Here is an 18,312-nt window from a genome sequence, read left to right as displayed (position 1 = left end):
CGGCCGGTGGCATGGCGGCAGGCGCGACATCATCCCGGCTCCATCCCCCGTTCGACCGGGTCGAAAGCTGGATCTTCGACCTCGACAATTGCCTGTACCCCGCCTCGACCGGCCTGTTTGCGCTGATCGACGAGCGGATGAGCGCCTACATCGCCCGCCTGCTCGGTGTAGAGGCGGCGGAGGCCAAGCGGATCCAGAAGCAGCATTTTCATGCGCATGGAACCACGCTGGCGGGGCTAATGAAGGAGCATGACGTCGATCCCCACCACTTCCTCGAAGACGTCCACGACATTGCGCTCGACCGGGTTGGGCCCAATGCGCGGCTGGCGGCGGGGCTGGGCCGGCTGCCCGGGCGCAAGTTCGTCTTCACCAACGGCGATGCGCCTTATGCCCGGCGGGTGCTCGAGCGGATCGGGATCGGCGACCAGTTCGAGCATCTTCACGACATCCACGCCTGCGATCATAGGCCCAAGCCGCAATCGCACGGCTATGAACTGCTGTGCGCGCGGTTCGCGATCGACCCCGCCGCCGCCTGCATGGTCGAGGACATGGCCCAGAACCTGCGCCCGGCCAAGGCGCTCGGAATGACCACCGTATGGGTGGACAATGGCTCCGAGCGTGGCAATCACGACTCCGACCCCGGCCACATCGACCTCCGCATCACGGACGTCGCCGACTGGCTGGACGAGCTGCTGGAGGACCAATGAACGACCTTGCCGCCATCATCGACCGCGCCTGGGACGCCCGCGACACGGTCGGCCCCGATACGTCGGGCGAGGTCAGCGAAGCGGTGGCCCGGGCGCTGATGCTGCTCGACAGCGGCAAGGAGCGGGTGGCGGAGCCCGGCCCCGACGGCTGGACGGTCAACCAGTGGCTGAAGAAGGCGGTGTTGCTCAGCTTTCGGCTGTACCCGATGGAGGCTATCGCGGGCGGCCCCGGCGGGGCGAACTGGTGGGACAAGGTGCCGAGCAAGTTCGCCGGTTGGGACGCGCAGGAATTCGCCACTCGCGGGTTCCGCGCGGTGCCCGGCGCGATCGTTCGCCGCGGCGCCTATATCGCGCCGGGCGCGGTGCTAATGCCAAGCTTCGTCAACCTTGGCGCCTATGTCGGCGAGGGAACGATGGTCGACACCTGGGCCACCATCGGCAGCTGCGCGCAGATCGGCCGCAACGTCCACATCTCAGGCGGGACCGGGATCGGCGGCGTGCTCGAGCCGCTTCAGGCTGGACCGGTGATCATCGAGGACGATTGCTTCATCGGTGCCCGCAGCGAGGTTGCCGAGGGCGTGGTGGTCGAGCGCGGCAGCGTGATCAGCATGGGGGTCTTCCTGGGCGCCTCGACCAAGATCGTCGACCGCGCGACCGGCGCGATCAGCTACGGGCGGGTGCCGGCCTATTCGGTGGTGGTACCGGGCGTTCTGCCGGGCAAGGATGGCGGGCCTGGGTTGGCCTGCGCGGTGATCGTCAAGACGGTGGACGAGAAGACCCGTTCCAAGACCGGGATCAACGAACTGCTGAGGGACTGACGCCATGACGCGTGCGCTGCTTGCCCTGCTGCTGCTGGCGCTTGCCGGCTGCGCCACCGTGGCACCGCGGCCGGTGCCCAACATCTACGTCATGCGCCACCTCAACACGCTCGAGGGCGTGCCCAATGCGCAGCTGACGGCCGAAGGGCTGCGCAATGCCGACAAGGTGGCGGACTGGCTGGCCAAGGACCCGCCGACGGTGGTGCTGGTCAGCGACACCGACCGCGCCCGCGCCACCGCCGCGCCGACGATCGCGCGATTCAAGCCGGCGGTGCTGACCTACGATCCCAAGGACACGCCGGCGCTGGTGGCGCAGGTACTGGCCTCGACCGGCACGGTGCTGGTGGTCGGCCACAGCAACACCGTTCCCGACATCGTCGCCGGCCTGGGAGGTACCCGCCCCGCACCGCTGGTCCACGCCGACTTCGGCGACATCTGGCACATCAGCGGCCCGGAGCGGACCACGGTGCGGAGCAAGCTTCCCTAGCGCGCTTGCGCCCGATTCAAGCTACCTTGGGAACTTCTTCACTATTCGCGTCAGCGATCGATCCGACGGCGTCGGACGTGTCAGCGGCGAGCAACTGCCGGACCGCCTCATAGCAGTCGTCGACGTGCGAATTTCCCATCCACTTCATTGCGCCGAAGCTTACCGATGAAGCAACAGCAGTTCCTAGAATTGGGATGTATTTTGCCACCGACTTGGTCGCGACGCGAACGCCGACCTTCTTCAGGACAAGAGTAACTGCTTCTTTTGTCACAGCCTTGCCAATGAACGAGCTTCCGAGGCTTGTAGCGATCACCGTGATCCGTTGCTTCACTTGGGGATCGAGCCCTTCAATTTGATCGGCGGCGAGACCGAAACGACGATTGATCGCCGGAATGAGTTCGTTGAGGATCAAGAGATCAACACCAACATCCGCGGCAGGGACCGGGACTGCTGCCGCAGCAGCCGAGGCAAGCGACCGCTTTGTGACCATGCTCTTACACTCGTCACGCGCTTGGTTCAGTTCAGCGATACTCTTGATCATCCAGAATTTCCCCGTTCTTGGTAGTTACTTCAACTACAAGGCGGGGACGATAAAGCCGAGCATCTTAAGGCTTCAAGACAAATCGCAATTGGTCGATCAGCGCGCTTCCCGAAGCAACTCAGCCGCCTTGGCGCCGGTCCAGTCGAGGTCGCCGGTGAAGCGCCAGATTTCCTTGCCGTCGGAGCCGTAGAGGACCGTTGTCGGAAGGATCTGGCTGCCGAGCGCGCTCGACAGGCCCATTTTGCTGTCCTGATAGGCCTCGAGCCCGACCTGCTTGCCCGTCAGGAAGGCACGGATCTTGTCGGGGGCGGCGGTGTCCTGGCTGATCGCGACCACCTGCGGGACGCCGCCGCGTTCGGCGAGCGCGTCGAGGGTCGGCAATTCCTTGACGCAGGGTGCGCACCAGGTTGCCCACAGATTGACCAGCAACGGCTTACCCGCGGCGATGGCCGACAGGCTGGTGTCCTCGCCGTCGCCATCCTTGAGGGTCAGCTCGGGCATGGCCTTGCCGGCCTGGCTGCGGTCGAGGCCGGGACCTCCGGGCTGGGCCGCCACCTCCGCCCCGGCTTCACTTTGGGACCCGGCTTGCCTATCGCAGCCCGAAGTCAGCAACGCGGCCAGTGCCGCGGCGAGGAAGAGAGCACGCATGGACAGGCGCTTGGCCGCGAACGGCCGATCCCGCAAGCTTGGGCTTAGGTCCAATGCACTGCTGCCGGTCGCGCTGGTGCTCGCGCTCGCCGCCTGCGGCCGCGCCGGGGAGCTTCGCCCGCCGCCCGGTTCCTCACTTCCGGTCAAGCCCAAGATGGCGGTTATCACCCCCACCCCCGAGCAATTGCTGACCCCGCCCCCGATCGCCCGCCCGGTTCGGGTGGACGAGATCCTGCGCCGCTCCGAACCGCGCCGGCCCGACCGCTTCGACCTGCCGCCGCCGAGCGGAGCCGAGGCCGCTCCGGAGCCCGAGGGCGACAGCAACACCACGCCCAATGACAACCAGGCACGAGTTCAGGAGCCCCGATGAGCCAGACCTTCAAGCCCGTCCGCAAGGCCGTTTTCCCGGTTGCCGGGCTCGGCACCCGCCTGCTCCCTGCGACCAAGACCATGCCCAAGGAAATGCTGACGGTGATCGACCGTCCGCTGATCCAATATGCGGTGGACGAAGCGCGCGAGGCGGGGATCGAGCAGCTGATCTTCGTCACCGGCCGCGGCAAGTCGAGCCTGGTCGATTATTTCGACGTCTCGTTCGAGCTCGAGGCGACGATGAAGGCCAAGGGCAAGAGCCTGGAAGTACTGGAACTGAGCCGCGCCGATTATGGCGAGCTGATCAGCGTTCGCCAGCAGCAGCCATTGGGCCTCGGCCATGCGGTATGGTGCGCCCGCCACGTGGTCGGCGACGAGCCGTTCGCGGTGCTGTTGCCTGACGACCTGATGGCGGGGACGCCCGGCGCGCTGCGGCAGATGGTCGACGCCTACAACAAGGTCGGGGGCAACATCGTCTGCGCCGAGGAGGTCGCGGCGGAGAAGACCGGCAGCTATGGGATCGTCACCCCGGGCACGACCGAGGGCAACCTGACCGAGGTGCGCGGCCTGGTCGAGAAGCCCAAGCCCGAGGTCGCTCCGTCGCGGCTGGGCGTGATCGGCCGCTACATCCTCCAGCCCGAGGTAATGGACCTGCTCGACGCACAGGAGCCGGGAGCCGGCGGCGAAATCCAGCTGACCGACGCGATGGCCAAGCTGATCGGGACCCAACCGTTCCATGCGGTCAAGGTCGATGCGGTGCGCCACGATTGCGGCGACCGCGCTGGCTATGTGCTGGCGACGCTCGAGCTGGCGATGCAGCGCGACGACCTCGCCCCGCTGGTGCGCGAGGCGCTGGCTGGACTCTAGGCGGAAACCCGCCGGCGTTCGGCCTCGAGCGCGTACATCCGGTCTTTGAGCTCGCCGAGTTCGATCGCCTTCATCGCCGCGCGGGCGTCCATCGCTTCCATGTCGGCGCGCATCGCCGCGACCTGCGCGGCTGCGGCGCGGCGGCGCTCGATGCGGGCGACCAGCACTTCGAAGTGGAAGGGCTTGAGGATCACGTCCTCGGCCCCTGCGGCAAAGGCGCGCACCGCCGGATCGGCCTCGGCGCGGCTGGCGATCAGCATCACCGGCACTTCGGCAAAGCCGCTATGCTCGCGGATGGCGCGGGTCAGTTCGGGTCCGCTCATCGGCTCCATCACCAGCTCGGCGAGGACGAGGTCGATCGGCGAGCGGTGAAGCTCACCCAGCGCCGCGCCGCCGTCGGCGGCGGTAACAATCGAATAGCCCTCGGCGCCCAAGCGGCGCGCCAGCAAGGCAAGGTGCGAGCGGTTGGGAGACACCACCAGCAGGCGCGGGCGGGAAGCGGGACGAAGCGAAGTCGGGGTCATTCCGACAATCTGGGCGCAAATGGTTAACGAGACGTTAGGATTGGTTACCGTCCGCGGTCAGGCATCCAGCTCGACGTCCCAATAGAGATAGTCGCGCCAGCTTTCGTGGAGGTAGCCGGGCGGGAAGGCGCGGCCGTGGTCCTGCAATTCCCAGCTGGTCGGTCGCTCGGGCCAGTGGGCGATATGCATTCCGGCCTGGCGCGGGGTGCGCCCGCCCTTGCGCAGGTTGCACGGCGCGCAGGCGGTGGCGACATTCTCCCACGTCGTCCGACCGCCCTGCGCGCGGGGGATGACGTGGTCGAAGGTCAGCTCGCGCCCCGACCCACAATAGACGCAGCGGAAGCGGTCGCGCAGGAACAGGTTGAATCGGGTGAACGCCGGATGCTCGCTCGGCCGCACGAACTGGCGCAGCGCGATCACGCTCGGCAACTTCAGTGTGTGGCTTGGGCTGTGCACTTCGCGGTCGTAATGGGCGATCACGTCGACCCGCTCGAGGAACATCGCCTTGACCGCATTCTGCCACGGCCAGAGGCTCAGCGGATAATAGGACAAAGGCGTGTAGTCGGCGTTGAGCACGAGTGCCGGACAGGAGTCCGGATGGCGGATGAGTTCGGGATGATACACGAGCGCGCGGGTCTCCGTTCGATCCTGCCGAACGCACCTCTCCGGGCCTCGTCGCACGCAAGGAGGAGAGACCGTTTTCGGTCGCTTCCCTTGTGACGCACCGGTTGCCAGTCCGATGTGACGCCCTGATGAATCGCAACTTGCCGATTCACCGTCAAGAGGCCAATCGAGCGAAGTGATCACCAGGTTCGCGCCCTCGCCGACCGGCCGCCTGCACCTCGGCCATGCCTATAGCGCGGGATTGGGTCGTCGCCACGGGAGCAAGTGGCTGCTGCGGATCGAGGATCTCGACCCCGGCCGAGCCCGGCCCGAGTTCGTCGACGGCATATTGGAAGACCTCGACTGGCTCGGCCTGCAATTCGACGGCGCGCCGATCGTGCAGTCGGGGCGCACCCAGCTTTACGCCACCGCGCTCGACCGGCTGAAGGCGGAGGGGCTGGTCTATCCTTGCTTTTGCACCCGCGCCGATATCGCCGCCTCGCTGACCGCGCCGCATGGCGATGCGGGAAGCGCCTATGCCGGGACCTGCCGTGGGCTGCCCGACGATTCGGAGCGGCGCGAGACGGTGCCGCATAGCTGGCGCCTGGATTCGGCCGGGGCGATCGCCAAGGCTGGGGGCGTGCCCGGCTGGCGCGAGCTGGACGGCAGCCGGCACGAGGGAACGGCAGAGATGATCGGCGACGCCATCCTCGCCCGCAAGGATGCGCCTTCCTCCTATCACCTGGCCTGCGTGGTCGACGATGCCGACAGCGGCGTCACGCTGGTCGTGCGCGGGGCTGACCTTCGCCCCTCGACCCCGGTCCAGCGGCTGTTGCAGCTGCTGCTCGGCCTGCCGGAGCCGACCTATCTCCACCACTCCCTCGTCACCCACGAGGACGGGCGGCGGCTGGCCAAGCGCGACCAGGCGCCGACACTGGCCGCGATGCGTGAGGCGGGGGTCGATGGCCGCGCGCTCGCCGCGCAACTAGCCATGGACAATCTGCCTACTGGTTATCGCTTCGCCCTGCCCTAGATAGGGAGCATCATGAACACTCTCCTCATCATCGCGCTGGTGCTCGCCATGGCGGCCACCGCTTATGTCCTGGTTCGCGGCGTGCTCGCCATGGCGTCGGGCAAGGTCGGCAACCAGCAGGCGCAGCAGCAGTGGATGCGCAAGCGCGTGCTGTACCAGGGCATTGCGGTGTTCATCGCCGCCGCGATCATGATGCTCGCCAGCGCGGGCAGCTGATCCTTGGTTAAACTCAACAAGATCTACACCCGCACCGGCGACGCCGGGCAGTCGGGGCTGGTCGACGGCAGCCGGGTCAGCAAGGCCTCGGCACGGATGCATGCGATCGGCGAAGTGGACGAGGCCAATAGCGCGATCGGCCTTGCGGTCGCCGAGGTGGAGGGTGACGCCAAGGCCGCGCTCGGCCGCATCCAGAACGAACTCTTCGATCTTGGCGCCGACATCGCCACGCCCGGCGAGATGGAAGGGGCGCTGCGGATCGTCGCCCCCCAGGTCGAGCGGCTCGAGACCGAGATCGACTTGATGAACGAGGCGTTGTCCCCGCTGACCAGCTTCATCCTGCCCGCCGGCAGCCGCGCGGTGTCGGCGCTTCACCTCGCCCGCGCCACCGCCCGCCGGGCCGAACGCTGGATCGTTGCCCTCGCCGAGGAGGAGCAGGTCAATCCGCTCGCGCTGGCCTACCTCAACCGCCTCTCCGATCATCTCTTCGTGCTTGCCCGGCATGTCGCCGCGTCGTCGGGCGGCGATGTGCTCTGGCAGCCTGGCGCGACCCGGACTTAAGGGCAGCAGGCACAAATTGCGCCTTCACAGGTTTGCCTTGGACGAAATCAACGATCGGGTGGATGGATGGTCAAGGCAATCGCAATCAACGCTACGCTCAAGGCCTCGTCCGGCGAACCCTCCTCCACCGACAAGATGATCGACCTGGTCAAAGACGCCTTGGCCAAGCGCGGGACCGAGTGGCTGGGCACCATCCGCCTCGCCGATCATGACATCAAGCCGGGGGTCACCTCGGACGAGGGCGAAGGCGATGCCTGGCCCGCGCTGCGCAAGCAGATCCTCGAGGCCGACATCCTGGTATTCGGCACTCCGATCTGGATGGGCCAGCTGCCAAGCACGGCCAAAAGAGTGCTGGAGCGGATGGACGCGTTCCTTTCGGAGACCGACGACCAGGGCCGGATGCCGAGCACAGGCAAGGTGCTTGCGGTCGCCATCGTCGGCAACGAGGACGGCGCGCACCATGTCTCGGCCGAGCTTTTTCAGGGACTTAGCGACACTGGCTGGACCGTTCCGCCGGGCGGCCCCGCTTATTGGGTCGGCGAAGCCATGGGCCATGTCGACTTCAAGGATCTCCCGGAGGTGCCAGACAAGGTCATCGAGACGGTGGAGATGCTGGCCTCCAACAGCCACCACCTCGCCACCCTGCTGGCCGACAAGCCCTATCCGGGAGTAGAACAATCGGCGTGAACGTCGCGTCGACCCTCGCCCCGGAGCCGCTGGCCGAGCGCCTCCGCGCGACCCGTGCCCTGACCCTGGCGCTGGCCGAGCCGCTGAGCGATGCCGACGCCACGGTCCAGCCGATGCCCGACGCCTCACCGGCCAAGTGGCACCTGGCGCACACCAGCTGGTTCTTCGAGACCTTCCTGCTGCGCGAGCTGGTGCCCGGCTACCGGGTCTATGACGAGCGCTGGCCGTTCCTGTTCAACAGCTATTACGAGGGCGAGGGCGAACGGCTGGCCCGCGATCGGCGCGGCATGCTGTCGCGCCCGACGCTGGATGAGGCGCGGGCCTATCGCGCTCATGTCGACGAGGCGCTGGCCGCAGCCATGCCCTCGTTCGACGAGGAGGCGCGCGAGCTGGTCGCACTCGGCATCGCGCATGAGCAGCAGCATCAGGAACTGTTCCTGACCGACATCCTGGCGACCTTTGCCGTCAATCCGCTAGAGCCGGCTTATGCCGCGGCCGAGCCATCGCCCGGCAGTGCCGCGGTCGACGACATCAGGTGGATCGAGGGCCGCAGCGGCATCGTCGAGATGGGTACGAGCGACAACGGCTTCGCCTTCGACTGCGAACGGCCGCGCCATCAGGTTTTACTCCAGCCCCACGCCATCGCCGACCGCTTCGTCTCCAATGGTGAGTGGCAGCAGTTCGTCGCCGACGGCGGCTACCGGAAGCCCGGCCACTGGCTGAGTGACGGCTGGGCTTGGGTCAAGCGCGAAGGCATCACCGCGCCGCTTTACTGGGGCGAGGATGGGACCAGCTTCACCCTTGCCGGGCGGCGGCCGCTCGACCCGCAGGCCCCTGTCACCCACGTCAGCCACTACGAGGCCGATGCCTATGCCCGCTGGGCCGGCGCCCGGCTTCCGACCGAGGCGGAGTGGGAGGACATGGCGGCCGCGCATGATCCGCGCGGCGGCAACCAGCTCGACCAGGCCGGTGCCGCCATGCCGCGTGCCGGCGGCGAATGGTTCGGTGACGTCTGGTGCTGGACCGGATCGGCGTTCCTGCCCCACCCCGGTTTTCGCCAGCCCGAGGGCAGCGTCGGTGAATATAACGGCAAGTTCATGAGCGGGCAGATGGTGCTGAAGGGCGCCAGCTGCGCCACCCCGCGCGGTTCCTCGCGGTCGTCGGTCCGCAACTTCTTCCCGCCCCATGCCCGCTGGCAATTCACCGGAGTGCGCCTTGCTCGCGACTGTTGACACCCGTCCCGATCCCGCCTTCGCCCGGGCCGTGCTGGAGGGCCTGGCGCAGGAGCCGCCGGCGATCCCCGCCCGCTGGTTCTACGACGAGGAAGGATCGGTCCTTTTCGAGCAGATCACCGACCTGCCCGAATATTATCCGACCCGGACCGAGATCGGCATCCTGCGTTCCGCCATGCCCGAGATCGCTGCGGTGGTGGGCACCGGCCGGGCGGTGGTCGATTATGGCGCGGGCGCGCTTGCCAAGACCCCGCTGCTGCTGCGCGGGATCGCCCCTGCCCTCTACGCGCCGGTCGACATCAGCGGGGCGCATTTGCGCGCCAATGCCGAGGCCCTGCAGGAGGATTTCCCTTCGCTTCCAATCTTCCCGGTTGAGGCCGACTTCACCCGCGCCTTCGACCTGCCGGCCGAGGTCGGCGACCATCCCCGGCTGGGCTTCTTTCCCGGCTCCACTATCGGCAACCTGGTCCCGGCCAGCGCGGTCGACCTGCTGCGCTCGTTCCGCCGGACGCTGGGCACCGGCGCGCTGCTGCTGATCGGGATGGACCGGGTCAAGGCGCCGGGGCGGCTGATCGCGGCCTATGACGATGCCGCAGGTGTCACGGCCAGCTTCAACCTCAACCTCCTCCACCGCATCAACCGCGAGCTGGGCGGCGACATTCCGGTCGATGCCTTTGCCCACGAGGCGCGCTGGAACGCCTCAATGGCGCGGATCGAGATGCATCTCGTCGCCCGCCGGGAGGTCTCCTTCACGGTCGAGGGGCGGACCTTCCACTTTGCCGGCGGGGACAGCATCCACACCGAGAACAGCCATAAATACACCGCCGAAAGCGCGCGCCTGCTGCTGTTGGCGGGCGGGTGGACGCCGTTCAACGAATGGAGCGATCCAGCCGGCGACTTCGCCCTGCTGCTGGCCCGTGCCGATCCGGAGCGGATGGCACCCTGATAGACCGTGTTGCCGCTGCAATACGGGACCGCTAGAGGGGGCGCATGGTCATCCTGCGCACGCTTCTCGAGATCGCCGCCATCCTGCTCAACGTCCTGTGGTGGCTGATCATCATTCAGGTGATCCTGAGTTGGCTGGTCGCCTTCAACGTCATCAACACCTCGAGCGAGGGCATGCGGAGATTCCTGGTCGGACTCGACCGCTTCCTCGAGCCGCTCTACCGCCCGTTCCGCAAGATCCTGCCCGATTTCGGCGGGCTTGACCTGTCGCCGGTGGTGGTGCTGCTGCTGATCGGCATCCTGATCAACCCGGTCATCTCCAACGCCCTCGCCTCCCTCCCCGCGCCGGGGATGTGAGGCGATGACGGGCAAGCGGATCGACGGAAAGGCCGCAGCGGCCGAGCTTCGGGCACAGGTCGGGCGGGTTGCCGCCTTCTTCCGCGCCAGCACCGGCCGCCCGGTCGGACTGGCCACCGTGCTGGTCGGCGAGGATCCGGCGAGCGAAGTCTATATCCGCTCCAAGCGGGCCGCCTGCGGCGAGGCGGCGATGGAGAGCATCCACCACGCGCTTCCTGCCGAGACCAGCGAGGCCGACCTGCTGGCACTGATCGCGCGGCTAAACGCGGATCCGGCTGTCGACGGCATCCTCGTCCAGCTGCCGCTTCCCGGCCACATGGACGCCGGCCGGGTGATCGACGCGATCGATCCCGACAAGGACGTCGACGGCTTCCATGTCGTTAACGCCGGACGGCTGGCGGTCGGCAATCCCGCCGCGCTGGTGCCGTGCACGCCGCTCGGTTGTCTGCACCTGCTCAGGGCCGAACTGGGCGACCTGTCGGGCAAGCATGCGGTGGTGATCGGCCGTTCGAACATCGTTGGCAAGCCGATGGCGATGCTGTTGCTGGGCGAAAGCTGCACCGTCACTATCGCCCACAGCCGCACCCGCGACCTGCCCTCCCTGGTCCGCGCGGCCGATATCGTGGTCGCCGCGGTCGGCCGGCCCGAAATGGTTCGCGGCGAATGGATCAAGCCCGGGGCGACCGTGATCGACGTCGGGATCAATCGCGTTGCGGGAACCGAGCCCGGCAAGACCCGGCTGGTCGGCGACGTCGCCTTTGCCGAAGCCGAGGCACAGGCGGGTGCGATCACCCCAGTGCCCGGTGGCGTAGGGCCGATGACCATCGCCATGCTGCTTCGCAATACCGTCGTCGCGGCGCACCGCCGGGCCGGCCTCGCGCCTCCGGAGGGACTATGATCCTCGCGTCCCTACTGCTCGCCGCTGCCGCTCCCGTCACGGCGGTCGACGCCGAGCGCGCTTTCGCCGCCGATGCGCAGAAGCAGGGTCAGTGGACCGCCTTTCGCAAATGGGCCGATCCGACCGCGGTGATGTTCAATCCGCAGGCGGTGTGGGCGCAGGAGTTTCTCAAGGGCCGCAAGGATCCGCCTCGCTCGGTCGAATGGTGGCCCGCGCAAAGCTGGGTGTCTTGCGACACGCGCACCGCGGTGAACACCGGCCCGTGGCATATCGCAGCCAACAAGACCGACGGCTATTTCACCACCCTATGGATGCGTCAGGCGAGCGGCGTCTGGCGCTGGACCGTCGATGGCGGCGACACACTGAAGGCGCCGCTGCCCCGCCCGGCCCGCCCCACGGTGCGCAAGGCGAGCTGCGGCAATCGCGCGCTTCGCCTGCGGCAGATCGAGCGGTCCTACGCCAATCGCCTGAACCGCACCGCGCCTCCGGGCGATAGCGGTTATGCGCGCTCGGCCGATGGCACGCTGCTGTATAATTGGACGGTGACCGCCGACGGCGCCCGGCGCACTCGGGTTCAGCTGTGGACCGGTCGCCGGTTCGACACCGTGCTCGACCAGAAGGTCGCGGCCCCGCCGCCGGCATGATCGAGCTCTTCACCTCGGCCTTCATCACGCTGGCCGTCATCATCGATCCGCCCGGCTGCGCCCCGATCTTCGCCGGACTGACCAAGGGCACCGCCGACGCGCACCGGCGGGCGATGGCGATCCGCTCGGCAGCGGTCGCCTGGTGCATCCTCCTGTTCTTCGCCCTGCTCGGCGAGCCGTTGCTCAGCACCCTCGGAATCAGCCTCTCGGCGTTCCGGCTGGCGGGCGGGATCATGTTGTTCATGATCGCGCTCGACATGGTGTTCGAGAAGCGCACCGAACGCCGTGAGGAGCGCGCGCGGGAGATTGAGGGCACGCCCGAGGCAGACGACATTTCGGTCTTCCCGATGGCGATCCCGATGATCGCCGGCCCGGGCTCGATCGCCTCGATCATGCTGCTGTCGGCGCGTGCCGAGGGTGTCACCGAACAAGTGGTGGTGCTTGGCGCTATGACAGCAGTGATCGTATTGACCCTGCTCGCCCTGCTGCTGGCCGGCCCGCTGATGCGGATGATCGGGGCCAAGATCGAAGCGATGATCACCCGAATCTTGGGCGTCATCCTCGCCGCGCTGGCGGTGCAGTTCGTGCTCGACGGGCTGGAGCGCAGCCTGCCCGGCCTAGCGGGCTGACCTAGCGCATCACCCGCCACATCTTGAGCGGGCTGTCCTTGCCGAGGTCGATCGGCTGCAGCCACGGGAATTGCGCCCCGCGCTCGAGCTGCGAATAGAAGCCGCGCGGCGCCTGGGCGCGGAAGATGGTCGCCTGGTTCATGTGCGGGCAGACCAGCAGATAGTCCGAGCGGTGCTTGAGGATCAGGGCGCGGGCCTGCTCGGGCGAGCCGCGCATCGCGTTCATGCTGTCGGCGATCGCCATGCCGTTGCGGTGATAAGGACCGCCCAGCGCATCATGCTTGGTCACCGCGATCAGCCGCGGGCCGAGGTCGATGAAGGTGAACACCATCCCCTTGGGCTGGCGGGCCACCGGGCGCATCGCCCACAGCGTCGGGCACAGGCGGTTGGCGCGATTGTTGAGCCGCTGCGATTCGGTGATCTTTTCCGGCTTTTCTGGAAAGGCCTTGAGGAACAGAGGCGCGGCGCCGCCGCTGGCCGCCAGGACCAGCGCGGTGGAGCCGAGCACCACCACCAGGCTGTTCTTCGCATTCCACAGCCGCGGCAGGAGGGTGGCGGTCAGGGCAGCGCAGCCGACCACGCCGAGCAGCTGGCTCGCGGGGCCGGCGCGGGTCTGCCAGAACAAGAGCGCGAGCGCGGCGGCGGCGATCGCTGCGGGGCCGAGGATGCGGCGCAGCAGCTCGGGCTCGCGGCGGTGGAGCCAGGCGAGCCAGGCCCAGCCGAACAGGCCGGCCACCGGCAGCGAGATGACGGTCACCACCGTGCGCCAGCTATGCTGGGTGATCGGCTTGGCTTCGCGCACGTTGCTCAGCCACAGGCGGTCGACTTCGGGCGACACCCCTTCGAGCCGCGACAGGCAGTGCGGCCAGGCCAGCGCATGAAAGGCGGCGACGGCAACACCGGCCCCAGCAGCAAGCGCGAGGCGAGTGGTCCAGCGATCCGGGCTTTTCCAGACGATGAGCGTCAGCAAGGCGCCGCCGAGCAAGGTGTCGGACAGCCAGACAGGCGACAGCGCATCGCAGACCGCCGCGCGGTTGGCATAGCTTGCGAATAGCAGGAAGCCGATCGCGGTGCCTCCGGCGATGCTCACGGCATAGGCCAGCATGCGATCGCGCTCGGCTTCGTCCGAAACCCACATCAGCACTTGTGCGGCGGCGGCCAGCGCGAGGTAGATCAACATCTCGAGCCCGATCGCCAGGCTGACCGCGCTGGCGATCCCGACGGTCAGTCCGCCGCGGCGGCGATCGGGATCGGCCAGCCCGGCGATGACCAGGCTGAGCATCGCCAATTGCCAGCCGTGATGGTCGATCCGGGTCGGCATGAACATGCCGTTGGTCGCCCCGCCGAAGTAGAGCGCGATGAAGGCCGCGACGAACGCCGCCGGGCTGATCAGCCGCCGGGCGGTCAGCGCGATCCCGGTCAGCAGCACGGCATAAGGCAGCATGGGGGCAACCGCGACCGCCATCCGCTCGGCTTCGGCGCCGGTGGTGAACAGTTTGCCGAGCAGGATCAGCCCGGCGATCGGCAGGTCGACGATCCGGCTCCAGTGGATGTTAGCGCCGCCGAATGCAGGGTCGAAACGATACTGGCGAAGGTCGAACCAGCCTTGCCCGTTCAGCAGCGCGCGGACCTGCGCCATGCGAAGATTGTCGTCGGTGTCACCCAGCGCGAAGCCGACGATCCCGCCCCACTTCTGCCAGGTGAATAAGGCGCAGGCGAGCAGCCACACGACCAAGATCACCAGCCGCCAGTGCCGTTCCATCCATCCCAGCAACCGTTCGGGCACTCAGCTCTCCACTCCCTTGCCCGCACTCAGGCAATCGGTTGCCGCTCTAGGCACTTGACCCTAGGAGGCAAGGCCATGATCCAGGCAAGCCTGCCCCAATCCTCCCACCGCCGCGAGCTGATCGGCCAGTTGATCCGCTTCGGTCTGGTCGGTCTCGGCTCGACCCTGCTCTACGCCGCGGTCTATTGGCCGCTCGCCACCTATGTGATGTGGCCGGTACTGGCGGTGGTGATCGCCTATGCGGTGGCGGTGACCGCCGGCTTTTTCCTTCACAGCCGGTGGAGCTTTAAGGGGCATGAGCGGACCGAGGACAAGAAGACCAAGGCGCAATTCCTGGCGGTGCAGACCGCGGGCATGTTGATGAACGCGGGCTTCACCTGGGTCGCGGTCGACTGGCTGCACGGTCCGACCTGGTGGCCGCTGGTCCCGGCTGTTCTGATCACGCCGTTCCTGACCTTCGCGCTCAATCGCTGGTGGGTGTTCGGCTGATGGAGCGGCAAGTCTATGACCGCATGGCCGAACTCGACCAGCGCCACTGGTGGTACCGCGCCCGGCGCAGGGTACTGGCCCAGCTGATCGCCCGCGTGGTGCGGCCGCGTCCCAACAGCAAGATCCTCGAGGTCGGCTGCGGCACCGGGCACAATTTCGCGATGCTTGACCTGTTCGGTTCGGTCGATGCGATCGAGGTCGATCCAGCGGCGCGGGCGATGGCCGAGATGCGGCTCGGCCGGCCGATCGGCTCGTCCCCGCTTCCGGCGCTTGAGGGCGTGGCGGACAATTCGTACGACATGATCGGATCGTTCGACGTGATCGAGCATATCGCGGACGACCGCGCCGCGCTGGCCGGGATCGCGCGCTGCCTGAAGCCGGGCGGCAAGTTCGTGATGACCGTCCCCGCCCACCAGTGGATGTGGTCGGCGCACGACGTCGTCAATCACCACCAGCGGCGCTATTCGAAGGCGTCGCTGAAAGCGCTGGTCGACGGCTCCCCGCTCAAGCTGGAGAAGATGGGCTACCTCAACAGCTTCCTGCTTCCGGTGGCGATCGCGGCGCGAGCCGCGGGCAAGCTGACCGGCAAGGACGATGGCGATGACACGCTTCCGCCGGCGCCGCTCAATGCCGCGCTGGAAGTGGTGTTCGCTCAGGAGGCGCGGTTGATCGGCAAGGTCCCGCTGCCGCCGGGGCTGTCGCTGTGGGCGGTCGCTTCCACCGGGACCTGACCCAGCATCTTGCGCGGAGTGCGGGCGGCGCCGGCAATGTCCTGGACAATGTACAGCGGGCGGTTCTTGGCCTGGCTGTAGAGCCGGCCGATATATTCGCCCATCATCGCGAGCACGAACATCTGCACCGCGCCCAGCACCACCACCACCAGCATCAGGCTGGTCCAGCCCTGGATGTTGCGGCCGGTGAGGAAGGCGTAGCCGATATAGACGATGATCAGCAGCGAGCTGAGGCTGAGCAGCAGGCCGGCGTGGCTGGCGAGCTTCAGGGGTGCCGAGCTGAACCCGGTCAGCGCGTCGAGCGCAAAGCGAATCATCTTGCCCAGCGGATATTTGCTCTCCCCCGCCGCGCGCTCGGCCCGGTCGTAGGGGAAGGGCAATTGCTTGAACCCGATCCACGCCACCATTCCGCGCACGAAGCGGGCCTGTTCGGGCATTGCCAGGAGCACGTCCAGCGCGCGCCGACTCATCAGCCGGAAGTCGCCAGCATCGAGCGGAATGTCGATCTCGGTCGCCGAGGAAAGCAGGCGGTAGAAGGCGTGGGCGGTGGCGCGCTTGAAGCGAGTTTCCCCGGCGCGGCTGCGGCGCACGCCATAGACGACGTCGGCGCCTTCGCGCTCCATCACTTCCAGCATGGGCCCGAGCAGTTCGGGCGGGTCCTGCAGGTCGGCGTCGACGATCAGGATGCGATGGCCGCGCGCCAGGTCGAGCCCGGCGGTGAGCGCCAGCTGGTGGCCGTGATTGCGCGACAGGTTGACGCAGGTGAGGTGCGGGTCGGCCGCGCTCATTTCCTGCATGATCGACCAGGTCCGGTCCTTGGACCCGTCGTTGACCAGGATGATCTCGTAATTATCGCCGAACGTGGTCCGTGCCGCGCCGCTCAGCCGCCCGTGCAGCAGGCGCACGCATTCCTCTTCGTTGAAGCAGGGAACGACGATCGAAAGCGCGGTCATGGCGCCGGGTTAGCCGGTCCCGGGCCGATCCGGTAGAGGGCCGAGCCGTCGGGCAGCCCCCACACCTTTTGCAAATCCGACACTAGCGCCGGATCGTAGGGCGGCGGATCGATCAGCCACAGATAGTCGAACGCCCCGCGCGGGAAGCGGCGCAGCATCCAGCTGACCGGCCGGCCGAACCGCGCCGGGCAGCCGTCCTGAACGATCAGGTTGGAGGGATCGTGCTGCCAGTAGCCGGCGACCTTGTTGGTGACCGTCAGCAGCTTGGCCCCCGGCACATCCCAATGGTCGTTGGAGAAGCCGTAGCGGCGCACCACCACCATCCCGCCGAGATGGGCGTTGCGCCACATCGGCCAGCCGCTGTCACGGGTGCAGCCGAGTCCGACCATGCTGACCACCCTGGCCCCGTTCGGCACCTGGTCGAGCGCGGTCAGCTGGCGCGTATATTCGTCGCTGGCGAGCTTCAGGCTCCAGGTCACGCTGGCGGTGCGGGCGAGGAAGAAGCTGAGCGCCAGCAGCGCCAGCGCCCAGCCCATCACCGGCGGCGTGTCGCGGCGGAAGCGGATCGCCAGCAGCGCGATCGCGAAGACGAAGGGCATCAGCCGCATGTCGGCATAGGCCGAACCGAAGATGATCCGCGGCAGCAGCGCAAAGGCGGCGCCCAGCACCAGCGCGGTGAAGGTCAGCATGCGCGACAGGGTCAGGCGCGGGTGAACGACCGCGAACAGGAACACGACCAGGCACGTGAAGAAGCCGATCCGGTCCCACACCCTCCAGCGGTCGCGAAGAACGGTGTTCACCGAGAACATCTTGTTCTTCCAGTTGAACCAGTCGGCGGTGACCCCGCCGCCACCTTCGCGCCACAGGATCATCAGCATCAGCGGCAGTGCAAGGCTGAGGCTCTGTCCGGCCGCGCGCAGGATCGAGCGCCACCAGCTTCGGCCGTCGTCGTGGGCGCGGACCACCTCGGCCGAGAAGGCGAGCAGGCCGAGGAAGCCCCAGCCGAAGGCGTGGCACAGCCAGACGAGAATGCTGATCGGCACGAACAGCGCGGCGCGGAGGCGATACAGGCGCTTGCGGCCGAGCCTCAGCCACAGGGCGAAGGCGAGCATCGCCAGCGCGACGCTTAGCGCATAATTGACGAAGCCGAACAGGAAATGGTGGCCGTAGACGAACGGAAGCGCGAACATCACGGTCGGCGGCAGGCGGTGATGCACCTCGCGCGCGACCCACAGCATGCCCGCGGTCGTCATCATCGGGATCGAGATGATCACCAGCTTCACCGCCGCCTCGAGCCCAATCAATTTGGCCAAGGGATAGACCGCGAGATCGACCCCGAGATTGCCCATCAGCGCCCATTTGAAGCTGTAGACGGCGGCCAGGCTCGGCACGTCGCCGTCGAGCATCACGCGGTAACGGCCCATGTGGCCGAGCAGGTCGACCAGCGGCGGGACCGGCGGATACAGAAGGGGCACCGCCGAGAGCAGCACCATCACCATCACGAAGGCGCGCGTTTCCCACCAGGGGCGCGGCATTCCGGGTGGGTTCGGCGGTGCGGCGGGCGGGATCATGGCGATGGTCCAGCCC

The 18,312-nt window shown here is 67.5% G+C and carries 24 protein-coding genes; 17 read left to right on the top strand and 7 right to left on the bottom strand.

All coding sequences use genetic code 11. From position 1 onward, the window contains the following. Window positions 1-11 precede the first annotated feature (11 nt). The 3 genes from M1K48_RS11450 to M1K48_RS11440 are packed head-to-tail and all read left to right on the top strand — an operon-like array spanning window position 12 to window position 2,012. Window positions 12-707: a pyrimidine 5'-nucleotidase gene (locus tag M1K48_RS11450; protein WP_249503337.1), complete on the top strand. Its 696-nt coding sequence runs from the start codon at window positions 12-14 to the stop codon at window positions 705-707. Further along, window positions 704-1,525: a 2,3,4,5-tetrahydropyridine-2,6-dicarboxylate N-succinyltransferase gene (gene dapD, locus M1K48_RS11445; RefSeq protein WP_249503336.1), complete on the top strand. Its 822-nt coding sequence runs from the start codon at window positions 704-706 to the stop codon at window positions 1,523-1,525. Before M1K48_RS11450 ends, dapD begins: the two co-directional genes overlap by 4 nt. Window positions 1,526-1,529: 4 nt before the next feature. Further along, complete coding sequence (locus M1K48_RS11440; protein WP_249503335.1) at window positions 1,530-2,012, top strand: SixA phosphatase family protein; 483 nt, start codon at window positions 1,530-1,532, stop codon at window positions 2,010-2,012. A 16-nt stretch (window positions 2,013-2,028) separates the two neighbouring features. Here M1K48_RS11440 and M1K48_RS11435 read toward each other — a convergent pair whose 3' ends face one another. After that, window positions 2,029-2,553 carry a hypothetical protein gene (locus M1K48_RS11435; protein ID WP_249503334.1) on the bottom strand — a complete coding sequence of 175 codons (525 nt, stop codon included), beginning with the start codon at window positions 2,551-2,553 and terminating at the stop codon, window positions 2,029-2,031. Between the two features lie 96 nt (window positions 2,554-2,649). Further along, window positions 2,650-3,201, bottom strand: coding sequence for a TlpA family protein disulfide reductase (locus tag M1K48_RS11430; protein ID WP_249503333.1), 552 nt, complete (start codon window positions 3,199-3,201; stop codon window positions 2,650-2,652). Here M1K48_RS11430 and M1K48_RS11425 point away from each other — a divergent pair. Continuing rightward, window positions 3,200-3,571: a hypothetical protein gene (locus M1K48_RS11425; protein ID WP_319941173.1), complete on the top strand. Its 372-nt coding sequence runs from the start codon at window positions 3,200-3,202 to the stop codon at window positions 3,569-3,571. The two genes, M1K48_RS11430 and M1K48_RS11425, sit on opposite strands and share 2 nt — an antisense overlap. Further along, window positions 3,568-4,437 (top strand): UTP--glucose-1-phosphate uridylyltransferase GalU, encoded by an 870-nt coding sequence (gene galU, locus M1K48_RS11420; protein ID WP_249503332.1) that lies wholly within the window; start codon window positions 3,568-3,570, stop codon window positions 4,435-4,437. Before M1K48_RS11425 ends, galU begins: the two co-directional genes overlap by 4 nt. On the opposite strand, the gene M1K48_RS11415 is transcribed toward galU, so the two are convergent. Continuing rightward, window positions 4,434-4,961: a response regulator gene (locus M1K48_RS11415; RefSeq protein WP_249503331.1), complete on the bottom strand. Its 528-nt coding sequence runs from the start codon at window positions 4,959-4,961 to the stop codon at window positions 4,434-4,436. The two genes, galU and M1K48_RS11415, sit on opposite strands and share 4 nt — an antisense overlap. A gap of 57 nt (window positions 4,962-5,018) precedes the next feature. Beyond that, window positions 5,019-5,585, bottom strand: coding sequence for an HNH endonuclease (locus M1K48_RS11410; RefSeq protein WP_249503330.1), 567 nt, complete (start codon window positions 5,583-5,585; stop codon window positions 5,019-5,021). A 175-nt stretch (window positions 5,586-5,760) separates the two neighbouring features. On the opposite strand from M1K48_RS11410, the gene gluQRS reads away from it, so the two are divergent. The 10 genes from gluQRS (at window position 5,761) to M1K48_RS11360 (ending at window position 12,766) form a co-directional block, all read left to right on the top strand. Then, window positions 5,761-6,597, top strand: a complete 837-nt coding sequence (gluQRS, locus tag M1K48_RS11405; RefSeq protein ID WP_249503329.1) for a tRNA glutamyl-Q(34) synthetase GluQRS — start codon at window positions 5,761-5,763, stop codon at window positions 6,595-6,597. 12 nt (window positions 6,598-6,609) lie between these two features. Beyond that, complete coding sequence (locus M1K48_RS11400; RefSeq protein ID WP_168067849.1) at window positions 6,610-6,813, top strand: HIG1 domain-containing protein; 204 nt, start codon at window positions 6,610-6,612, stop codon at window positions 6,811-6,813. A gap of 3 nt (window positions 6,814-6,816) precedes the next feature. Further along, window positions 6,817-7,374, top strand: coding sequence for a cob(I)yrinic acid a,c-diamide adenosyltransferase (locus M1K48_RS11395; RefSeq protein ID WP_249503328.1), 558 nt, complete (start codon window positions 6,817-6,819; stop codon window positions 7,372-7,374). Window positions 7,375-7,440: 66 nt separating this feature from the next. Next, window positions 7,441-8,061: a flavodoxin family protein gene (locus M1K48_RS11390; protein ID WP_249503327.1), complete on the top strand. Its 621-nt coding sequence runs from the start codon at window positions 7,441-7,443 to the stop codon at window positions 8,059-8,061. After that, window positions 8,058-9,293 (top strand): ergothioneine biosynthesis protein EgtB, encoded by a 1,236-nt coding sequence (gene egtB, locus M1K48_RS11385; RefSeq protein WP_249503326.1) that lies wholly within the window; start codon window positions 8,058-8,060, stop codon window positions 9,291-9,293. The genes M1K48_RS11390 and egtB overlap by 4 nt, the downstream gene beginning before the upstream one ends. Then, window positions 9,247-10,239: an L-histidine N(alpha)-methyltransferase gene (gene egtD, locus M1K48_RS11380; RefSeq protein ID WP_406696710.1), complete on the top strand. Its 993-nt coding sequence runs from the start codon at window positions 9,247-9,249 to the stop codon at window positions 10,237-10,239. Before egtB ends, egtD begins: the two co-directional genes overlap by 47 nt. Window positions 10,240-10,283: 44 nt before the next feature. After that, window positions 10,284-10,595, top strand: a complete 312-nt coding sequence (locus tag M1K48_RS11375; protein WP_209022788.1) for a YggT family protein — start codon at window positions 10,284-10,286, stop codon at window positions 10,593-10,595. Window positions 10,596-10,599: 4 nt separating this feature from the next. Beyond that, window positions 10,600-11,493 carry a bifunctional methylenetetrahydrofolate dehydrogenase/methenyltetrahydrofolate cyclohydrolase FolD gene (gene folD, locus M1K48_RS11370; RefSeq protein WP_249503324.1) on the top strand — a complete coding sequence of 298 codons (894 nt, stop codon included), beginning with the start codon at window positions 10,600-10,602 and terminating at the stop codon, window positions 11,491-11,493. Further along, window positions 11,490-12,137: a hypothetical protein gene (locus M1K48_RS11365; RefSeq protein WP_249503323.1), complete on the top strand. Its 648-nt coding sequence runs from the start codon at window positions 11,490-11,492 to the stop codon at window positions 12,135-12,137. The genes folD and M1K48_RS11365 overlap by 4 nt, the downstream gene beginning before the upstream one ends. After that, on the top strand, window positions 12,134-12,766 hold the full coding sequence (locus tag M1K48_RS11360; protein ID WP_249503322.1) for a MarC family protein: 633 nt from the start codon (window positions 12,134-12,136) through the stop codon (window positions 12,764-12,766). Before M1K48_RS11365 ends, M1K48_RS11360 begins: the two co-directional genes overlap by 4 nt. A gap of 1 nt (window position 12,767) precedes the next feature. Here the strand turns inward: M1K48_RS11360 and M1K48_RS11355 are convergent, their stop codons facing one another. Next, window positions 12,768-14,552 (bottom strand): AcrB/AcrD/AcrF family protein, encoded by a 1,785-nt coding sequence (locus M1K48_RS11355; protein ID WP_249503321.1) that lies wholly within the window; start codon window positions 14,550-14,552, stop codon window positions 12,768-12,770. 75 nt (window positions 14,553-14,627) lie between these two features. Here M1K48_RS11355 and M1K48_RS11350 point away from each other — a divergent pair, with 75 nt between their 5' ends. Together M1K48_RS11350 and M1K48_RS11345 are read left to right on the top strand one after the other, a co-directional pair. Continuing rightward, a complete protein-coding gene (locus M1K48_RS11350; protein ID WP_249503320.1) occupies window positions 14,628-15,041 on the top strand; it encodes a GtrA family protein in 414 nt (137 codons plus the stop codon). Next, window positions 15,041-15,772, top strand: coding sequence for a class I SAM-dependent methyltransferase (locus M1K48_RS11345; protein WP_249503319.1), 732 nt, complete (start codon window positions 15,041-15,043; stop codon window positions 15,770-15,772). Before M1K48_RS11350 ends, M1K48_RS11345 begins: the two co-directional genes overlap by 1 nt. On the opposite strand, the gene M1K48_RS11340 is transcribed toward M1K48_RS11345, so the two are convergent. After that, window positions 15,694-16,725 (bottom strand): glycosyltransferase family 2 protein, encoded by a 1,032-nt coding sequence (locus tag M1K48_RS11340; protein WP_249503318.1) that lies wholly within the window; start codon window positions 16,723-16,725, stop codon window positions 15,694-15,696. The two genes, M1K48_RS11345 and M1K48_RS11340, sit on opposite strands and share 79 nt — an antisense overlap. After that, window positions 16,722-18,296, bottom strand: coding sequence for a hypothetical protein (locus M1K48_RS11335; RefSeq protein WP_249503317.1), 1,575 nt, complete (start codon window positions 18,294-18,296; stop codon window positions 16,722-16,724). The genes M1K48_RS11340 and M1K48_RS11335 overlap by 4 nt, the downstream gene beginning before the upstream one ends. Between the last annotated feature and the right edge of the window lie 16 nt (window positions 18,297-18,312).

It is taken from the genome of Sphingomonas glaciei, from assembly GCF_023380025.1.
Lineage (GTDB): Bacteria > Pseudomonadota > Alphaproteobacteria > Sphingomonadales > Sphingomonadaceae > Sphingomicrobium > Sphingomicrobium glaciei.
The sequence above is the reverse complement of the archived record's forward strand: the minus strand, read 5'-3'. Positions and strand labels throughout refer to the sequence as shown.